Below are 17,730 nucleotides of genomic sequence, written 5' to 3' on the forward strand. Positions count from 1 at the left end.
TCAGCGGCCCGTGGTGATCTCGATCCGGTTCACCACGGTGTCCGCGGCGAAGTCGTGCGCCTCGACCACGGTCCGCCCGCCGTCGACGACCAGCCGCAGCCCCTGGTTCATCGCCCGGGTCGGGGCGGCCACCTCGCTGCCGTCCGGCGCGGTCGACCACTGCGTCTGCAGCGAACCGGTGTTGACGGCGGTGAACCCCTCGGGGTGGCCGCCCGGGACGGTGCGGCGGACCGCCCAGTCGTGGAGCCCCAGGTCGTAGTGGGTGTGCCCGGTCAGGAACACGACGTCGGGGTGGTCGCCCATGATCTGCAGCAGCCGGTCGTGCTCGGGTCGCGGGTACTGGCAGCAGTAGTTGTCCGCGCCGGTGGCGCCCCGGGTCCCCGACACGGTGTCGAGCAGCGGGTGGTGGGAGAACACCAGCACCGGACCCGGCCGGGCCGAGGCACGGTCGAGCTCGCGGTCGAACCAGTCGAGCTGCTCGTCGCCGAGGACGGCGTTCGCGTCGTCGCCCGGCGCCGCCAGGCTGCCGAGGAACAGCACCGGCACCCCGCGGACGTCGCTGCGGTGGTAGGGCGCCGGCATCCCGGTGTAGCGCAGGAACCGCTCGGTGAGCACGGCGTCCGGCTCCCCGGTGTAGTACTCGTGGTTGCCGATCGCGGCCAGCGTCCGGGCCCGCGGCGGCCCGGCGGCCAGTGCGGCGGTGAACGCCTCGTACTCGGCGACCGTGCCGGAGGGGACCAGGTCGCCGTTGACGACGAGCGCGTCGGCGGGACCGGGGCCGTCGGCGTCGCGGCCGAGGTCGTCCAGATCCGCGAGGGTGTGTGCGAGGTCGGGCAGATCACCCTGCACGTCGCTGACCACGTCGAGTACGGCCCGCGGCCCGGCCTGCGGCGGAGGAGCGGCGAGGGCGGCCGGGGCGACGGCGAGACAGAGGGCGAGCACCGCTGCGGCGACGAGGCGGATGCGGGGGGACGGGCGGGTCACGGGACCTCCGGGGGGAGTGGGGACGACGACGCCCACCCTCACCCGGCCGGGTGATCACCAGACCGACGGCAGGTGTCGATCCGGACACGGCGGCCCGAACCGGTCGCCTCAGGCGCGGACGCGGGTCCGCCCCGCGGTCACCGCGCCGATCCCGGAGAGGCAGGCCACGACCGCGACGAGCACCGGCAGCGCGACCGCGGGTGAGCCCAGCGCCACCAGCAGTGCCCCGCCCAGCCCGACGAACGCCGCCGTCGCGAGCTGGTCGAGCAGCTGGGCCGCCGAGGAGTGCGCACCGACGTCACCGGCGTCGGAGTGGGCCAGGGTCAGGTAGGCGATCGCGGAGAACGCCACGCCCATCCCGAGCCCGGACACGCCCCAGAACCCGACGGCGAGCCAGCCCGGCAGCAGCCCGGCGGCGACCGGGACCAGCGCGACCTGGCCCGCGGCGATCATCGCGAACCCGGTGCGCAGCATCAGCGCGCGGTCGGCGTCGGGGCGGCGGGCCTGCCAGGCGGCGGCCGCCGACCAGCCGAGCGACGCGACGATCAGCGGCGTCCCGGCGGCGGTCAGCGACCAGCCGTGCGTCGCGGTGAGCACCAGGGGCAGGAACGACACGACCGGGAAGAACGCCCCGGCGACCAGGCCGCGGGCCGCGACGACCGCGGCGATGCCCGGGCGCGCGACGACGGTCCCGCGGGGCAGCAGCCTGCGCAGCGACGGCACCAGCACCGCGAGCGCGACGACGCCGGCCACCGCCCCGCCGACGTCGAGGTTCTCCAGCGCCCAGCTCAGCCCGGCGACGCCGACCGCGGCACCGAGTGCCGCGGGCACCAGGCCCGCCCCACGGTCGCCGGCCGCCGGGCCGGTGGGCGGTCGCAGGACGCGCACCACCGGCGCGATCAGCACCAGGGCCAGCCCCACCACCGGCAGCAGACCGAGGAAGACCCAGTGCCAGGAGAGGCGCTCGGTGACCAGCCCGGCCAGTGGCGGGCCGACGAGCGCGGGCAGCACCCACGCCGAGGAGATCAGCCCGAACACCACCGGGCGCGCCCGCGTGGGGTACACCTCGGCGACGAGCACGTACACCGCGACACCCTGGGCTCCCGCACCCAGCCCCTGCAAGACCCGTCCGGCCAGCAGCCCGGCCATCGTCGTCGCGAACCCGGCGACGATCAGGCCCGCCCCGAACAGGACCGGCGCGGCGACGAGCGGCACCCGCGGGCCCCGGACGTCGCACCAGCGACCGCCGGCGACGGTGCCGAAGACCGCCGCGGCCAGGAACAGCACGAACGGCCAGGCGTACCGGGAGACCCCGCCCAGGTCGGTGACGACGGCGGGCATCGCGGTCCCCACACCCATCGCCTCGAACGCGGTCAGGCTGATCAGCAGCAGGATCCCGACGGTCGTCGGCGCGCGGCCCGGGGACCAGACCCCCGCACCGTCCGTCCGCGCCTCGACCACGGCGCCACCCTGCTCCCTGAACCCCGGTGCAGGTCAAGCCGATTCAGGGAGCGCCTGGTCGGCGACCTGGCCGTGGTGGCGCAGGTCGCCGACCAGGTCGCGGTGCCGGCGCGGCCGTGCGGTCGGTGCCGGGAGCGCTCAGCCCAGCGCCGGGACGATCGCCTCGACCAGGTGCGGGCCCGGCTCGGCCTGCGCCCGCCGCAGCGCGTCGAGCAGGCCCTCGGTGGTGGTGACCCGCTCGGCGGGCACCCCGAGCCCGGTCGCCAGCGCGGTGAAGTCCGGCGTCGGGTCGGAGAGGTCGAGCATCCGTCCCGCCCGCCCCGAGTGGGCCGCCTCCCCGGCACCGGTGCGGGCGAGCTCGACCCGCAGGATCGAGTAGGCCGCGTTGTTGATCAGGACGACGGTGACGTCGAGCCGCTCGCGGGCCATCGTCCACAGTGCCTGCAGCGTGTAGAGCGCGCTGCCGTCGGCCTGCACCGCCACCACCGGACGGTCCGGGGCGGCGACGGCGGCGCCCACCGCGGCGGGCAGCCCCATCCCGATCGCGCCGCCGGTCAGCGCGAGCTGGGTGTGCCGCGGCGCGGTCTGCAACGACATCGCCAGCGACGCCGTCGCCGTCAGCGCCTCGTCGACCACGATCGCGTCCTGCGGCAGCGTCGCGGCGACGGCGGCGCACAGCCCCCGCACGTCGAGCGTCCCCGGCGGGGGCTCTGGTGCCTCGTGCGGGGCGAGCGCGGCGGCCGCGTCCCCGGCGACGACGTCGGCGAGGGCCTCCAGCGCGGCCGTCGCGTCGGTCGTCGCGTCGGCCAGCCCCACCACGGCGGCACCCTCTGGCACCAGGTCCCCGGGCACGCCCGGATAGCCGAAGAACGACACCGGCGACCGCGCCCCGGCCAGCACCAGCGACGACGTGCCGTCCAGCTGCGCGATCGCCTGCTCGGCGAAGTAGGCCAGCTTGTCGATGCGGGTCCGGCCGGCGCCGGTCTCCCAGCGCCGGGGGAAGGTCTCCACCAGCAGCCGTGTCCCGGTCGCCGCGGCGATCCGCCCGGCGGCGTCGACGCCCGCCGCGCTCAGTGCGGGCCCGCCCAGCAGCAGCGTCGCGCCGGGCGCGCGGACGGCGGCGGCGGCCGCGGCGACCCGTGAGGCGTCCGGCGGGACCGGCCCGGTGGCCGGCAGCGGCGGAGCGAGCGACGCGCCCTCGGACCAGGACACGTCGGCGGGCAGCACCAGCGTCGCGACCTGCCCGCCGCGCTCGCCGGTCGCGGCGAGGGCACGCATGGCGTCGGCGGCGACGTCGCGGACGTCGCCGCTGGTGTGCACCCACCCGGACACGGTCCGTGCGACCGCGGTGATGTCGGACTGCAGCGGCGCGTCGAACCGGACGTGGTCGGTCGCGTGCCCGCCGACGACGCACAGCAGCGGGATCCCGGCCCGGCGCGCGTTGTGCAGGTTCGCCAACCCGTTGCCCAGCCCCGGCCCCAGGTGCAGCAGCACCGCCGCGGGCTTCCCGGCGATGCGCGCGTAGGCGTCGGCGGCGCCGGTCGCGACGCCCTCGAACAGGGCCAGCACGCCACGCATCTCCGGCACCGCGTCGAGCGCCTGCACGAAGTGCATCTCCGAGGTGCCCGGGTTCATGAAGCACACGTCGACACCGGCCGCGGTGAGCGACCCGACCAGCGCCTCGGCGCCCCTCACGACCGGTTCCCGATCTGTACGGTCCACATGGTCGGTGAGTCCACACGATGTGACGCGTGCCCGCAGGACCCGGGTTCGAGTTGCGCCCCGCAGCGCCAGGGCGGGGAATGAGGGACTGTGAGCGACGACCGCACCGCCCCCGAGGTGTACACCCCCGACCCCCGACGCTGGCGGGCACTGTCGGTCTGCCTGGTCGCCGGGTTCATGAGCCTGCTCGACGTCAGCATCGTCAACGTCGCGCTGCCCGCCATGCAGACCGCGCTGCGGGCCTCGGCCGCGCAGCTGTCCTGGATCGTGTCCGGCTACGCGCTCACGTTCGGCCTGGTCCTGGTCGCGTCCGGACGGCTGGGCGACGACCGTGGCCGCCGTCGCATGTTCGTCACCGGGCTGGCGCTGTTCACCCTCACCAGCGCCGTCGCCGGGTTCGCGCCGAACCCGGAGGTGCTCGTCGCGGTCCGGCTCGTGCAGGGCGTCGCGGCCGGGCTGCTGTCCCCGCAGGTCGTCGGGTTCATCCAGGACCTGTTCCGCGGTCCGGAGCGGGGCACCGCGTTCGGCATGTTCGGCGCCGTCGTCGGGATCTCCACCGCGGTCGGCCCACTGCTCGGCGGGCTGTTGCTGGCCTGGGCCGGCGACGCCGACGGCTGGCGCTGGGTCTTCTTCGTCAACATCCCGATCGGCGTCGCGGCGCTGGTCGCCGCGTTCCGGCTGTTGCCGGCCGACACCGCGCCGGCGGGGGAACGGCGCCCGCTGGACCTGGGCGGTTCGGCGCTGCTCGGTGTCGCCGTCGTCGCGCTGATGCTGCCGCTGGTGCTCGCCGAGCGGGACCCGGCGTCGGCGCCCTGGTGGCTGGTCGCGGTCTCGGTCGTGGCGCTGGTGGCATTCGTGGCGTGGGAGCGGCGGGCCAAGCGCGTCCACGGCCACCCGCTGGTCGACTTCGCGCTGCTGCGGACCCGCAGCTACGCCGTCGGCGCCTCGCTCGGCGCCGTCTACTTCGCCGGGTTCACCTCGATCTTCTTCGTGCTCACCCTCTACCTGCAGAACGGGCTGGGATACACCCCGTTGCAGACCGGTCTCACGCTGACGGCGTTCGCGCTGGGCTCGGCCGTCACCTCCGCCCTGAGCGGACGCCTGGTGGCGCGCTTCGGGCAGCCGATGATCGTCGTCGGGCTGGCGACGGTGATGGTCGGGCTCGGTGTCACCGACCTCGTCCTCGCCGCGACCGCGCACAGTCCGTGGACCGGGCTCGCGATCGCCGGGCCGCTGCTGCTCGCCGGGGCGGGCGGTGGGCTGGTGATCGCCCCGAACCAGACCCTCGCGCTGTCGGAGATCCCGCACACCTGCGGCGGCACCGCGGGCGGGGTGCTGCAGACCGGGCAGCGGATCGGGACGGCGATCGGGCTGTCCGCGGTCGGTGCGGTGTTCTTCGGCAGGCTCACCGCGTCCGGCGGGGACTGGGCGGACGCCATTTCGCACGGCCTGCTCATCACCGTCGGGCTGGTGGCGCTGGCCCTGGTGCTCGGTGTCGCCGACCTGGTCGCGGCCCGGCGCGCCCGGGGCAGGGGCACGCCGGCGACCGCGACCGGCCGACAGTAGGGGGCAGGGGTCAGGTCCGGGCGACGGCGACGGCGTCGTCGCGCAGCCCCGACCGGAGCGTCTCGGTCATCAGCCAGGAACAGACCAGCGACACCAGCGCGATCCCGACGACGTAGCCGGCGACGGCGTAGAGCGACCCGGTCAGCGCGACGAGCGCGGTGCACAGCAGCGGTGCGAGGCCGCCCAGGATCGACGCGATCTGGTAGGCCAGCGACGCCCCCGAGTACCGCATGCTGGTGGAGAACTGCTCGGCGAAGAACGCCGACTGCGGCCCGTACACCGCCGAGCGCGCCACCTGGACGATCAGCCCGCCCAGCAGGAACAACCAGATGCTGCCGGTGGACACGAGCCAGAAGTACGGCACCGCGAACACGGCCAGCAGCGCCATCCCGCCGACGAACATCGGGCGCCGGCCGATCCGGTCCGACAGCAGACCGAACGCCAGGATCAGTGGGATGTCCGACAGCGACAGCACCGAGTTCGCGGCGAGGATCGTGGTGCGGTCGTAGGACAGCTGCTGGGTGGCGTAGGTGACCAGCCAGACCGAGGAGACGTAGAACGTCGAGTTCGTCGCGAGGAACGAGCCGGCCGCGAGCCCGATCTCCTTCGGGTAGGTGCGCAGCGCCTCCAGCACCGGCATCCGGTTCGCGGCCTTCTCGTCCATCGCCTGCTGGAACACCGGTGACTCGTGGACGCCGAGCCGGATCCACATCCCGACCGCGATCAGCGCGACGCTGGCGAGGAACGGCATCCGCCAGCCCCAGGCCAGGAACTGCTCGTCGGTCAGCGTCGCCGACAGCACCGCGAACGTCGCCGTCCCCAGCACCAGGCCGAGCGGGACACCGACCTGCGGCCAGCTGCCGTAGAACCCGCGACGGTGCGCCGGGGCGTGCTCGACGGCCATCAGCGCCGCCCCGCCCCACTCGCCGCCGACACCGAAGCCCTGCAGGAACCGCAGGACCACCAGCAGGACCGGTGCCCAGATGCCGAGGGTGTCGTAGCCGGGCAGCAGGCCCATCCCGACGGTCGCCGCGCCCATCAGGAGCAGCGAGTACACGAGCATCGGCTTGCGGCCGACCTTGTCGCCGAAGTGCGCGAACACCGCGCCGCCCAGCGGGCGGGCGATGAACCCGACGGCGAACGCGCCGAACGCGGACAGGGTTCCGGTGACGGGGTCGACCGACGGGAAGAACACCTGGTTGAAGACCAGTGCCGCGGCCGTGCCGAAGATGAAGAAGTCGTACCACTCGATGGTGGTGCCGACGAGACTGGCGGTGGCGACCTTGCGGGACGACCGGAGCGTGGGTCCCGGCGGCGCCGGCGGGACGGTGGGTGACATGCGTCACGACGCTAGGGTGCCGACCGATTCGTGTCGAGACGTACGGATGATCCTGTCGGATCCGGTCGTGATCATGTCGACCGGTGCTCAGCCGGGCCGGCGCCGCCCGGCCAGCACCCCGGCGAGGAGCACCACCACCAGCCCCGCGAGGGGGACGACGAGCAGCCCCACCCGCAGCGACGTCGCGTCGGCGACCAGCCCGACCACCGGCGGCGAGACCAGGAACCCGACCCGCATCAGCCAGGTGACGATCGTCAGCCCGGTGCCCGGTGCCAGTCCCGGCAGGTGGTCGGCGGCGGTCATCGCGGCCGGGACGAGCGTCGCCACCCCGAAACCGGCGAGACCGAACCCGGCGACGGTGCCGGGCACCGTCGGGAAACGCCAGCGCGAGGCCCATCCCGGCGAGCACGAGCCCGCCACCGGCGCGGGCCACCGCGCGCTGGCCGAACCGGTCGACCACCCGGTCACCGACCAGCCTGCCGACGAACTGGCAGCCCTGCAGCGCCACGAACCCGAGGCCGGCGACGACCGCACCGGCCCCGAGCCCCTGCAGGTAGACCGCCGCCCAGGTGGCGCCGGAGTCCTCCACCAGGGTGCCGGAGATCGCGACCAGCCCGAACACGGCGAGCAGCGCCACGGTGCGGGTGCCGAGCCCGGTCCACGGCCTGCGCGGCGGTGCACCGTCGGCCGCGCCGGGGGGCCGGCGGTCGTCGCGGTCGTCGCCGCGCAGCAGCAGCGGGTGGACCGCGACCGCGATCACCACCGAGAGCAGCGACGACAACCCCAGGTGCACCGGCAGCGCCAGCCCGGCCCCGGCGGCGGCCGAGCCCATCAGTCCGCCCGCGACCGCCCCGACCGACCAGAGCGCGTGGAACCCGTTGAGGATCGACCGGCCGTAGCGGCGCTGCACCCGCAGCCCGTGCGCGTTCTGCGCGACGTCCACGACGGCGTCGGACGCCCCGACCAGCAGCATCGCCGTGGCGAACAGCCCCCAGGACGGTGCGAACCCGACGAGCACGACGCCGAGGGCGATCACCGCCATCCCGAACGACGCCACCTTCGCCGAGGTGAACCGGGCGATGAGCGGGCCCGCGGTGAGCCCGGCCAGCAGCGCCGCGAACGGCATCGCGGCCACCGCGAGCCCGAGCTGGGTGTTGGACAGGCCGAGGTCGGCCTTGATCTGTGGGAAGCGGGGCAGCAGGTTGGCGTAGACCAGGCCGTTGGTGAGGAAGACCAGGGCCACCGCCAGCCGGGCCCGTCGTTCCGTCCGGCCCGCTCCGACTGCCACCACGGGCCCATCATGCGGGAGTGGGCGGGCGCCTGCGGGTCGCGGGTCAGCCGTGGCGTTCCCGCAGGCGCGGTGCCGGAGTCATCCCCGCAGCGAGTTGAGCTTCACCGCGGTGCGCAGCGCCCCGGACATGCCCTTGTAGGCACTGTTGCGGGCGGTGTCGCGGACGTTGCGCAGCTGCGCGCGACGCTCGCGGCCCGCACTGTTCCACGCCAGCAGCGACCGGCCCCACGAGTCCTTCGCGAGCTCCTTCGTGCCGACCTCGCGGGCCAGCAGCGCCCACCGGTCGCCGAAGTCGTCCAGCCCGTCGCGGTAGGCGAACACCGCCGGCCGGACGTAGGCCATCCCCGGGTGCTGGCGCCGCATCCGCGGTGCGTAGTCGGCGATGACCTTGTCCAGGCACTCGAACCGGCGCTGCCGGTTGGAGCTGATCGAGCCGGTGCGCATCAGCCGCATGTCGAGCAGCCAGCGGCGGGTGCCCCACATCAGCGGGTAGTTCGACCCGGCGGCGATCCGCAGCCACATCTCGAAGTCCACCGCGGAGGGCAGCGAGCAGTCGAAGCCGCCGACCTGGTCGAAGCAGGCCCGGCGGATCATGAGCGAGCTGCCGTTGTGCGGCGGGTTGTTCTCCACCAGCTGCTTGTCGATGTCGACCTTGCCCGACGGCTGCCAGCGCAGCGCCACGACCTGCCCGGACTCCATCATCACGCGGGTGTGGCAGTAGGCCATCCCGACCCCGGGCGGAGCGGTGTGCAGGGTCTCGAGCATGTGCGACAGGAACTCGGGGTGCCAGCGGTCGTCGCCGTCGAGGAACGCGACGAACGGGGCGGCGCTCTCGGCCAGCGCGCGGTTGCGCGCGGCGCCCGCGCCGCCGTTCTCCACCTGGATCAGCCGCACCCGCGGGTCGCGCTCGGCGCGCGAGCGCACGATGTCGGCGGTGTCGTCGGTCGACCCGTCGTCCACGACGAGGTACTCGAACCGGGACTCGGTCTGCGCGAGCACCGAGTCGATGGCCTCACCGATCCACGGGCCGACGTTGTAGGCCGGCGTGATCACGGTGACGAGAACGTGGGGGTTCCGCACGATCGGCACAGTCGGAGCTCCTTCCGGGGTGCGCCGTCTTCGGCGCCGTCGGCCCCTCAATCACCGTAAGGGGTGACGCAGTGCGTTCGGCACGCCCTCGACCGAGGCCGTGCTGCGGGCATTCCTCGCGAATGGCAACGAGCGTGCCCACTGTTGGTGACGTCCGTGCGGCATCCGGGGTTGCCCCGGGTGGTCGGGCCACCCGGTCCGGGGCCGGTGCGCCGGGCGGTGGGAGAGGGTCGCTATCGTCCGGAGAATGTCGTTCGACGCACGGGTGATGCTGTCCCGACGGCTCCGGTTCCTGCCGCATCGCGCCTTCGCGATGGCCCACCACGCCCTGTTCCAGGGGGAGTTGACGACGTTCCGGCGTCCGCGGACCTGGTCCCAGCTGCTCGCCAAGAAGAACCTCGACGACCAGCCCGAACTGGTGCACGTCACCGCGGACAAGTACACCGTCCGCGAGCACGTCGCCGAGCGCATCGGGGCGGAGCACCTCATCCCGCTCCTCCAGGTGGTCGAGCGCGCCGAGGACCTCGACCTGGAGGCGCCCACCGGCCCGTACGTCGTCAAGGGCACCCACGGCTGCGACATGACGATCCTGGTGCGCCACCCGGCGGCCGCCGACCACGCGAAGATCCGCTCGACGGTCGCCCGCTGGCTGCGCACCGACTTCTTCACCCACGGCTGGCGCGAGCGCCCCTACGAGGGGCTCACGCCGCGCGCCGTCGTCGAGGAGATGATCGGCGACGGCACCACGCCGCCCGCCGACTACAAGTTCTTCGTCTTCCACGGCGAGCCCGCGATGGTCGTCGTCGACCAGGACCGGTTCACCGCCCACACCTCGACGATGCTGCACCCGGACTGGGTGCCGTTCCGGATCTCCGGGCGGTTCTCCCAGGCCGACGCGCTGCCGGAGAAGCCCGCCTCCTACGAGCGGATGCTGGAGATCGCCCGCGCGCTGGGCAAGGACTTCACCTTCTGCCGCGTCGACCTCTACGACGTCGACGGCCACGTCTACTTCGGCGAGATCACCCACAACCCGGGCGGCGGGCTCGTCCGGCTGCGGCCCCGCGCCTTCGACCGGGCCCTGGGGAACCTGTGGCGCAACGGGACACCGATCCCGGAGAAGTTCATCCAGCGTTCCTGACCGGGCCCGCGCGCACCCACCCGGCTCTCACATCCCCCGCTGCCCCGCGGCGACCCGCCGCCCGCCGCCGCTCCCCGCGGCCGGTCGCCGCGCGTCCACACCCCTTCGCGGGCAGCCACACCCGCTGCAACAGGTGTGGCTGCCCGCGAAGGGGTGTGGCGACGGCGCGCCACCCGTCGATCAGTACCCGAGCGTTGTCGACGGCCGATCGGACAGCGCTCAGGTACTGATCGACGGGGCCCCGGGACGCTGCGTGGGCCGCCGGACGGAGCCCCTGATCGCGGAGGGGTCAGTCGCGGACGCGGGGGAACTCGTGGGTCCGCGCCTCCGGCCCGCTGATGGGCCGGGTGTCGTCGTCGCGGTCCAGGAGGTCCTTGTCGTCCGGGCTGGCGGGACCGCCGTCGCCGGGCGGGTGCGGCGGGACCGGCCGGCGCAGCCAGCGCACCACCGACGGCGCGAAGACGACCGCCAGCACCAGCTCGCCCGCGAGCCACGTCCAGCCGGCGGCGTCGACCCCGAGCGTCGGGGCGAGCAGCGGGATCCCGCCGAGCACGATCGCGCAGTGCACGAGCTGCTGCGCGGCCAGGGGGAAGGTGCGGTTCGCGAGCCGCGACTTCGTCATCCACATCGTCACGATCACGCGCGGGAACATCGAGGCCATCAGCAGCTGCAGCAGCGTCGTGGAGTTCTCGACGTACTGCGGCCCGTAGAACCACAGCAGCAGCGGTGCGGCCAGCGCGATGACCAGCGAGGCGGGCCACACCAGCAGGCAGATCCGGCGCAGCACAGCGCGGGCGAACACGTGCGCGTGCTCCGGGTTCCGGGAGCCCTCCACGACCAGCGCCGAGGTGATCGCCATCGACAGCATGCTCATCGCGAGGAAGACGGTCTGGGCCGGCAGCAGGTAGGCGCTGGCCGCCTGGCTGATCGTCATGACCACCAGCACCGGCAGGAACGACGACATGGCCTGGTTGAACACCTGGCCCAGGTAGTCGCCGCCCATGTAGCGGGCCAGCGTGGCGCGGTCCGGGGCACCGGCGTCGTCGCGGTCCACGGTCTCCGCGGTGTGCCGGGGGAGCAGCCGCCGCGAGATCAGCAGGGTGAACGGCACCAGCAGGGCGATGACCGGCGCGCTCCAGGAGGTGAACACGCCGTCGGACACCGAGGTGAACGCGACGACGACGAGCAGGCCGAGCTTCACGACGCCGTAGACGCCGTTCTCCAGCACCACCCACATCGCCGAGCGCAGCCCGGTGAGGACCTGGTCCTGCAGGTTGAAGATGGACCACGCGGCGGTCGAGACCACGAACCACGCGGCGAAGCCGGGGGAGACGTGCAGCGGGTCGCCGGGGGCGTAGGCGAAGTGGCAGTAGGTCATGACCGCGGCCGAGCCGACGACGGCCATCCCAGCGCTGACCCCGTAGGCGAGCCGCACCAGCGACCGCGAGTCGCGCCCGGCCGTCGGGAGGAAGCGGATGAGGGCCTGACCGAAGTTCAGCGAGGTCAGGACCGAGATCAGCATCATCAGGTTGACCATGGCGTTGCCGCGGCCGACGTCCTCGGTGCTGAACACCCGCGCGGCGAAGACCCAGTAGAGCAACCCGAAGCCGGAGTTGACGACGGTGTTGAGCATCAGGGCGTACGCGTTGCGGTAGAGCGGATTGCCCATCTCCCGGCGGACCGAGCGGACCCGGCCGGCGACCATCTCGCCGACGCTCATCGCGCGCACCGCCGGACGGCGGCGTGGGAGGTCCCGCTGAGTGCGTGCACACCTCCACGCTAACCAGGGGTCGACCAGCCGGGTGCCGGGGGAGGGGCGCCGGACGGTCCGTCACCGGACGGGGTCGGACACTGCGGACATACACACCCCGTCGCGCTCCGCAACCCCTGCGCTACGGTTCATTTCTTCCGGTGACCTGATGAACCGAAGGGGGTCTGCGTGCGTACCGCCTGCGCAGGAGGTGGGCCGGCCGGTCTGTACCTGGCGGTTCTCGCCAGGCTCCGGTCCGGGGGACGCGACGAGGTCGTCGTGTACGAACGCAACGAGGCGGGGCGGACCCACGGGTTCGCCGTCACCTACGGCGAGGACATGCTCGACGACGCGTTCCGCAACGACCCCGAGGGCGGTGAGGCCCTGCGTCGCGCGTCCCGGCTGTGGAACGCCCAGGAGATCCGGGTCGCCGACCACCGCCCGGTGCACGTCGGCGGCAAGTACGGCTACGCGATCGCCCGCGTCGACCTGCTCGACGTGCTGGCGCGCCGGGCCGAGCAGCTGGGCGTGAAGATCGAGTACGGCTCCCCGGTCGAGCGCGAGTCCCTCGACGCCGACCTGGTCGTCGCGGCCGACGGCGTCGGCAGCCGGATCCGCACCGCGCGCGCCGAGCACTTCGGCACCACTGTCGACGAGGGCACGAACCCCTACATCTGGCTCGGCGCCGACAGTGACTCGGACACCTTCGTCTGGGACTTCCAGCCGACCGACGCGGGCTGGATGTGGATCCACCTCTACCCGTCGTCCAACGGGGTCAGCACCTGCATCGTGGAGTGCGAGCCCGACACCTGGGAGGGCTGGGCCTGGACCACATGTCCGGGGCCGACGCCGTCCGGCTCGTCGAGTCGGTCTTCCACCGCACGCTGGCCGGGCGCCGGCTCATCGAGCCCCTCGGCGGGCTGGGGGAGAAGCCCTGGCTGCGCTTCCGCGAGGTCCGCAACCGGACCTGGCGCGCCGGCGACCTCGTGCTGGCCGGCGACGCCGCGCACACCACGCACTTCGGGATCGGCTCGGGCACCGTGCTGGCGATGCAGGACTCGATGGGTCTGGTCGACGCCCTCTACGGCGTCGCGGGCCAGACGGCCGCGGCGGACCTGACCTGCCCGAACGGCCGCGGTGCCGCGCTCTCGGCCTACGACGCCCGGCGGCGCGCGGAGATCGGCCCGATCCAGGACGCCGCCCGGCGGAACATGCAGTGGTTCGAGCAGGCCGGGCGCCAGCTCGAGCAGGTCACCGACCCCGTCGAGTTCGCCTGGTCGCTCACCGACCGCCGGGGCGACATGGGTCGCATCCACCGCACCCTGCACCGGGCCACCCAGGTTCCCGCGCTGCGTCAGGTGCGGCGCGGGCTGACCACCGCCCGCCGCGTCCGGCGGTCGGCCCTGCGCGGGCGGCAGAGCTAGGAGTTCCGGCGCGAAACCGCTCGCCGACGGCACGCGCAGCGTCACCGATCGTGGCGGACCCGGTGTCCACACGGGTCCGCCGCGTTCGTAGGGTCGTTGCGTCCCAGATCGATGACATCCGATGGAGGTCCGGTGTGAAGATCGTGGTCGTCGGTGGTGGGCCGGCCGGTCTGTACTTCTCGATCCTGGCCCGGCTCCGGTCGGGCGAGCAGGACGAGATCGTCCTCGCGGAGCGCAACGCGCCCGGCACCGCCTCCGGCTTCGCGGTCACGCTCGGTGAGGACATCCTCGACGAGCTCTTCCGCACCGACCCCCTCGGGGCCGAGAAGGTGCGGGCTGCGGCGCACGTGTGGGACTCCCAGGTCGTGGAGGTCTCCGGGCGCCCGGTGCACCTCGGCGGTCGCTACGGCTACTCCATCGGCCGCGCGCGGCTGCTGGAGGTGCTGGCCGAGCGGGCCCGCCAGGTCGGCGTGAAGCTCATGTTCGACACGGCCGTCGCCGTGGACGGTGACATCGCGCGCGATCCGCTGACCGCGGACGCGGACGTCGTCGTCGCCGCCGACGGGGTCGGGTCCGCGATCCGCGCCGCGCGGGCCGACACCTTCGGGACCCGGATCTCCCACGGTTCCAACCGCTACGTCTGGTTCGGCACGAGCAAGCCGTTCCGGCCGTTCACCTTCGCGTTCGAGAAGACCCATGCCGGCTGGATCTGGTTCCACGCCTACCCGGCCGCGGACTGCGTCAGCACCTGCATCGTGGAGTGCACGCCGCAGACCTGGGCGGGGCTGGGGCTCGACACGATGGCGCCCGACGAGGCCATGCGGATGCTCGAGGGCGTCTTCTCCCGCTCGCTCGACGGGCACTCGCTGATCGCCCCGCCCGGCATGGGCTCCTCGCCGTGGCTGCAGTTCCGCGAGGTCCGGAACATGTCCTGGCGCGACGGCAACGTCGTCCTCGCCGGCGACGCGGCCCACACCACCCACTTCGCCATCGGCTCGGGCACGGTCCTCGCCGTCGCCGACTCGATCGCGCTGGCCGAGGAGCTGTACCCGCGCGGGACCCGCGGCACCGACGACGTCGAGGCCGCCCTCGCCGGGTACGACGCCCGCCGCCGCGCCGCGATGGCACCGGTCCAGCGGATGGCCCGGGCGAGCATGGAGTGGTTCGAGACCGTCCCCGAGCGTCTCGAGGGCGCCGAGGACGCGCTGGCCTTCTCCTGGTCGCTGCTCGACCGCCGCCACGACCAGGGCCGGCTCAACGAGCGTCTGCACCGTGCGACCCAGGTCGAGCCGGTCCGTCAGGTCCGGCGCAGGCTGACCGCGGCGCGCCGCGTCCGTCGGGCGCTGGCCCGCGGGGAGATCACCCCCCGCGAGGCCCTGCACCGCTGATCCGCGGCCCGGCGGGGCCGGCTCAGTCCCGGTCCCGCCCGGCCCCGGAGCCCTCCTGCTCCTCGCGTGCGAGGAAGGAGTGCCTGCGGCCGTAGAGGGCGTAGACCACCAGGCCGAGCGCCAGCCAGACGGCGAACCGGATCCACGTGTCCAGGTTCAGGTTCAGCATCAGGTAGAGGCACGCGATCGCGGTGATCACCGGCACCACCGGCGAGAACGGCACCGTGAACGGCCGGTCGAGGTCGGGGCGGGTCCGGCGCAGCACCGGCACCGCGACGGCGACGATGATCATCGCCGAGAGCGCGCCGATCGACACCATGTCGGCCAGCGCGGTGATCGGGGTGAACGCCGCGATCACCGCGCAGACGACACCGCCGATGATCGTCATGCGGTGCGGGGTGCCCCACCGGGGGTGCGCGGTGCCGATGGCCTTCGGCAGCAGGCCGTCGCGGCCCATCGCGAAGCCGATCCGGCCGATCGTCACGAGCTCCACCATCATCACCGAGGTCAGACCGGTGACCGCGCCGAGCGCGATGAGCGCGCCCACCCACGGCAGTCCGACGCCGGCGAACGCCGACGCGAGCGGCGCGCCGGTGTCGATCTCGGTGTAGGACACCATCCCGGTGAGCACGAGCGAGACGCCGACGTAGAGCACCGCGCAGATGGCGAGCGCGCCGAGCAGTCCGACCTTCAGGTCGCGGTTGGGGCGCTCGGCCTCCTCCCCGAGGTTGGCCAGCGCCTCGAACCCGGTGTAGGCGAAGAAGACCACCGCGGCCGCGGTGAGCATGCCGCCGACGCCGAACACGGTCGGGGCGAGCCCGAACACCCCGGAGATGATCGGCTGTGTGAAGACCGAGCCGCCGTCCTCCGGCGCCTGGGCCGGCGGGATGAACGGCTGCAGGTTGGCCGGGTCGATGTAGAACACGCCGACGGCCAGGATCAGCACGCAGACCGCGAGCTTCACCAGGACCAGCAGGTTCGTCAGCCGTGACGACTGCTGGATGCCCGCGACCGCGACGACGGTCAGCACCGCGATGATCAGCACCGCGCCGACGTTGATCGTCGCGTCCTCCCCGAACCACTCCGTCGGCAGCCCGAACAGCGACGCCAGGTAGCCCGACCAGCTGCGGGAGACGACGGCGAGGCCGAGGCCGAACTCCAGCAGCAGGTCCCAGCCGATGATCCAGGCGAAGACCTCGCCGAGGGTGGCGAAGGCGTAGGTGTAGGCCGAGCCCGCCGTCGGGACGGAGGAGGCCAGCTCGGCGTAGCAGACGGCGGCGAGCCCGGCGACGACCGCGCCGATCAGGAACGACAACGTCACCGCGGGGCCCGCGTGCTGCTGGGCCTCGACCCCGGCCAGGGTGAAGATCCCGGTACCGATGATGATGCCGACGCCGAAACCGACCAGGTCACGGGCCTTCAGCGTGCGCTTGAGCGGCGTGCCCCGCCCCTCGCCGCCGGCGTCCTCGGAGCCGTCGCCGGCTCTGCCCCTGGCCAGGATCCGTTCCACCGGCATCGTGCGCGTCCAGCCCACGCCGCCACCCCCACTCGTCGTCGGTCGGTCGATCGTTGCGGCACGGTATGCCGGTACGGGGTGCGGTGCCGGGCGGAGCGCGGGGCGCATCCTGAAAATCCTGTGTGAACCCTCCGTCCTCCGTGTCCGGATCGCCGTTCGGCGGTGCACCATCGAGGCCGGGACGGCCGTCCGGTCGTCCGCGACCGGAGGGGTCGTGTCCGGACCTGAGCGACGCCGTGGACGGGATTCCCGTGCCCGTGTGTCGGTGGCCGTGGTCGTCGCGGTGGTGGTGGCGGTGTCCGCGCTGTGGGGCGCCGGCGTGGCCTCGGACGGTCCGGTCCCACGCCCTGGGGGCAGCGCCGTCGTGTCGGCGCAGCACCAGAGCTCGACGACCGGCCCCGACGACGACGCGGCACCCGGCCCGGACACCCTGCGCGGGCTGCTCGCGGCGATGACCGGATCCGCCACCGCCGACCCGCTCGACCTCGCACCCGGATCGCTGCTCGTCGACCGCGAGGGCGAGGACGACCTCACCCTGTCCTGGGCGCTGCTCGACACCGACGACGGCCGGTGGACAGGCTCGGCGGACGCCGCGACCACGCGTTTCGAGGCCGAGTCCACGATCAAGGCATGGCTGGCGGCGGACACCCTGCGCGCCGCCGCGCAGGCGGGCCGCCCGGTGACGGCCGACCAGCGGGCCGACATCTCCGCCGCCGTGCGCGCCTCCGACGACGACGCCGCCGAGCGGCTCTACCGCGCTCTCGGGCGGGACGCGAGCACCGCGCGGCTGGACGAGGAGTGCGGGGTGGAGGTGTCGACGTCGCGGCCGGGGTGGTGGTCCTACACCCAGATCACCGCGCTCGACGCGGCCCGGATCCTGGCCTGCGTGCGCGACCGCGCACCGGAGTGGCCGGGCGGGGACGTCCTGCTGGCCGACCTCGACGCGGTCACCCCGGACGGCCGCTCGGGTGTCCGTCCGGCGCTGCCCGGGGTGGTGGCGGAGAAGAACGGCTGGACGCTCATCGACTGTTGACAAAGTATCCGGTACTAGCTCATACTGCT

At 73.7% G+C, this 17,730-nt stretch carries 14 protein-coding genes and 1 pseudogene; 5 read left to right on the plus strand and 10 right to left on the minus strand.

All coding sequences use genetic code 11. The features are described 5' to 3' along the window. From KPL57_RS69520 to KPL57_RS09530, 3 genes are all read right to left on the minus strand, one after another. Window positions 1-984 (minus strand): DUF4073 domain-containing protein, encoded by a 984-nt coding sequence (locus KPL57_RS69520; protein WP_226351285.1) that lies wholly within the window; start codon window positions 982-984, stop codon window positions 1-3. Between the two features lie 108 nt (window positions 985-1,092). Continuing rightward, a complete protein-coding gene (locus KPL57_RS09525) occupies window positions 1,093-2,445 on the minus strand; it encodes an MFS transporter (protein ID WP_226351286.1) in 1,353 nt (450 codons plus the stop codon). Window positions 2,446-2,583: 138 nt separating this feature from the next. Next, window positions 2,584-4,140 carry an acetolactate synthase large subunit gene (locus KPL57_RS09530; RefSeq protein WP_226351287.1) on the minus strand — a complete coding sequence of 519 codons (1,557 nt, stop codon included), beginning with the start codon at window positions 4,138-4,140 and terminating at the stop codon, window positions 2,584-2,586. A 117-nt stretch (window positions 4,141-4,257) separates the two neighbouring features. Here KPL57_RS09530 and KPL57_RS09535 point away from each other — a divergent pair, with 117 nt between their 5' ends. After that, window positions 4,258-5,733, plus strand: a complete 1,476-nt coding sequence (locus KPL57_RS09535; protein WP_226351288.1) for an MFS transporter — start codon at window positions 4,258-4,260, stop codon at window positions 5,731-5,733. A 10-nt stretch (window positions 5,734-5,743) separates the two neighbouring features. Here KPL57_RS09535 and KPL57_RS09540 read toward each other — a convergent pair whose 3' ends face one another. From KPL57_RS09540 to KPL57_RS09550, 4 genes and pseudogenes are all read right to left on the minus strand, one after another. Further along, window positions 5,744-7,072 carry an MFS transporter gene (locus tag KPL57_RS09540; protein ID WP_226351289.1) on the minus strand — a complete coding sequence of 443 codons (1,329 nt, stop codon included), beginning with the start codon at window positions 7,070-7,072 and terminating at the stop codon, window positions 5,744-5,746. Window positions 7,073-7,159: 87 nt separating this feature from the next. After that, window positions 7,160-7,540 carry a hypothetical protein gene (locus tag KPL57_RS69525; protein ID WP_308252836.1) on the minus strand — a complete coding sequence of 127 codons (381 nt, stop codon included), beginning with the start codon at window positions 7,538-7,540 and terminating at the stop codon, window positions 7,160-7,162. After that, window positions 7,506-8,363: pseudogene (locus KPL57_RS09545) on the minus strand (MFS transporter); the annotation flags it as partial. The gene KPL57_RS69525 and the pseudogene KPL57_RS09545, both read right to left, overlap by 35 nt. A 78-nt stretch (window positions 8,364-8,441) precedes the next feature. Continuing rightward, window positions 8,442-9,443 (minus strand): glycosyltransferase family A protein, encoded by a 1,002-nt coding sequence (locus tag KPL57_RS09550; protein ID WP_226351290.1) that lies wholly within the window; start codon window positions 9,441-9,443, stop codon window positions 8,442-8,444. Between the two features lie 256 nt (window positions 9,444-9,699). Here KPL57_RS09550 and KPL57_RS09555 point away from each other — a divergent pair, with 256 nt between their 5' ends. Beyond that, window positions 9,700-10,590: an ATP-grasp fold amidoligase family protein gene (locus tag KPL57_RS09555; RefSeq protein WP_075305780.1), complete on the plus strand. Its 891-nt coding sequence runs from the start codon at window positions 9,700-9,702 to the stop codon at window positions 10,588-10,590. Window positions 10,591-10,879: 289 nt separating this feature from the next. Here KPL57_RS09555 and KPL57_RS09560 read toward each other — a convergent pair whose 3' ends face one another. Together KPL57_RS09560 and KPL57_RS09565 are read right to left on the minus strand one after the other, a co-directional pair. After that, window positions 10,880-12,310, minus strand: coding sequence for a lipopolysaccharide biosynthesis protein (locus tag KPL57_RS09560; protein WP_226351291.1), 1,431 nt, complete (start codon window positions 12,308-12,310; stop codon window positions 10,880-10,882). Between the two features lie 111 nt (window positions 12,311-12,421). After that, window positions 12,422-12,976, minus strand: coding sequence for a hypothetical protein (locus KPL57_RS09565; RefSeq protein WP_226351292.1), 555 nt, complete (start codon window positions 12,974-12,976; stop codon window positions 12,422-12,424). A gap of 197 nt (window positions 12,977-13,173) precedes the next feature. Here KPL57_RS09565 and KPL57_RS69530 point away from each other — a divergent pair, with 197 nt between their 5' ends. Together KPL57_RS69530 and KPL57_RS09575 are read left to right on the plus strand one after the other, a co-directional pair. Further along, a complete protein-coding gene (locus tag KPL57_RS69530; protein WP_226351293.1) occupies window positions 13,174-13,764 on the plus strand; it encodes an FAD-dependent monooxygenase in 591 nt (196 codons plus the stop codon). A gap of 134 nt (window positions 13,765-13,898) precedes the next feature. Beyond that, on the plus strand, window positions 13,899-15,152 hold the full coding sequence (locus KPL57_RS09575; RefSeq protein WP_226351294.1) for an FAD-dependent monooxygenase: 1,254 nt from the start codon (window positions 13,899-13,901) through the stop codon (window positions 15,150-15,152). A 22-nt stretch (window positions 15,153-15,174) separates the two neighbouring features. Here KPL57_RS09575 and KPL57_RS09580 read toward each other — a convergent pair whose 3' ends face one another. Further along, window positions 15,175-16,686, minus strand: a complete 1,512-nt coding sequence (locus tag KPL57_RS09580) for an APC family permease (RefSeq protein WP_226351295.1) — start codon at window positions 16,684-16,686, stop codon at window positions 15,175-15,177. Between the two features lie 241 nt (window positions 16,687-16,927). On the opposite strand from KPL57_RS09580, the gene KPL57_RS09585 reads away from it, so the two are divergent. Further along, window positions 16,928-17,701: a hypothetical protein gene (locus tag KPL57_RS09585; RefSeq protein ID WP_226351296.1), complete on the plus strand. Its 774-nt coding sequence runs from the start codon at window positions 16,928-16,930 to the stop codon at window positions 17,699-17,701. Window positions 17,702-17,730 lie beyond the last annotated feature (29 nt).

This window comes from Pseudonocardia sp. ICBG601, from assembly GCF_020496245.1.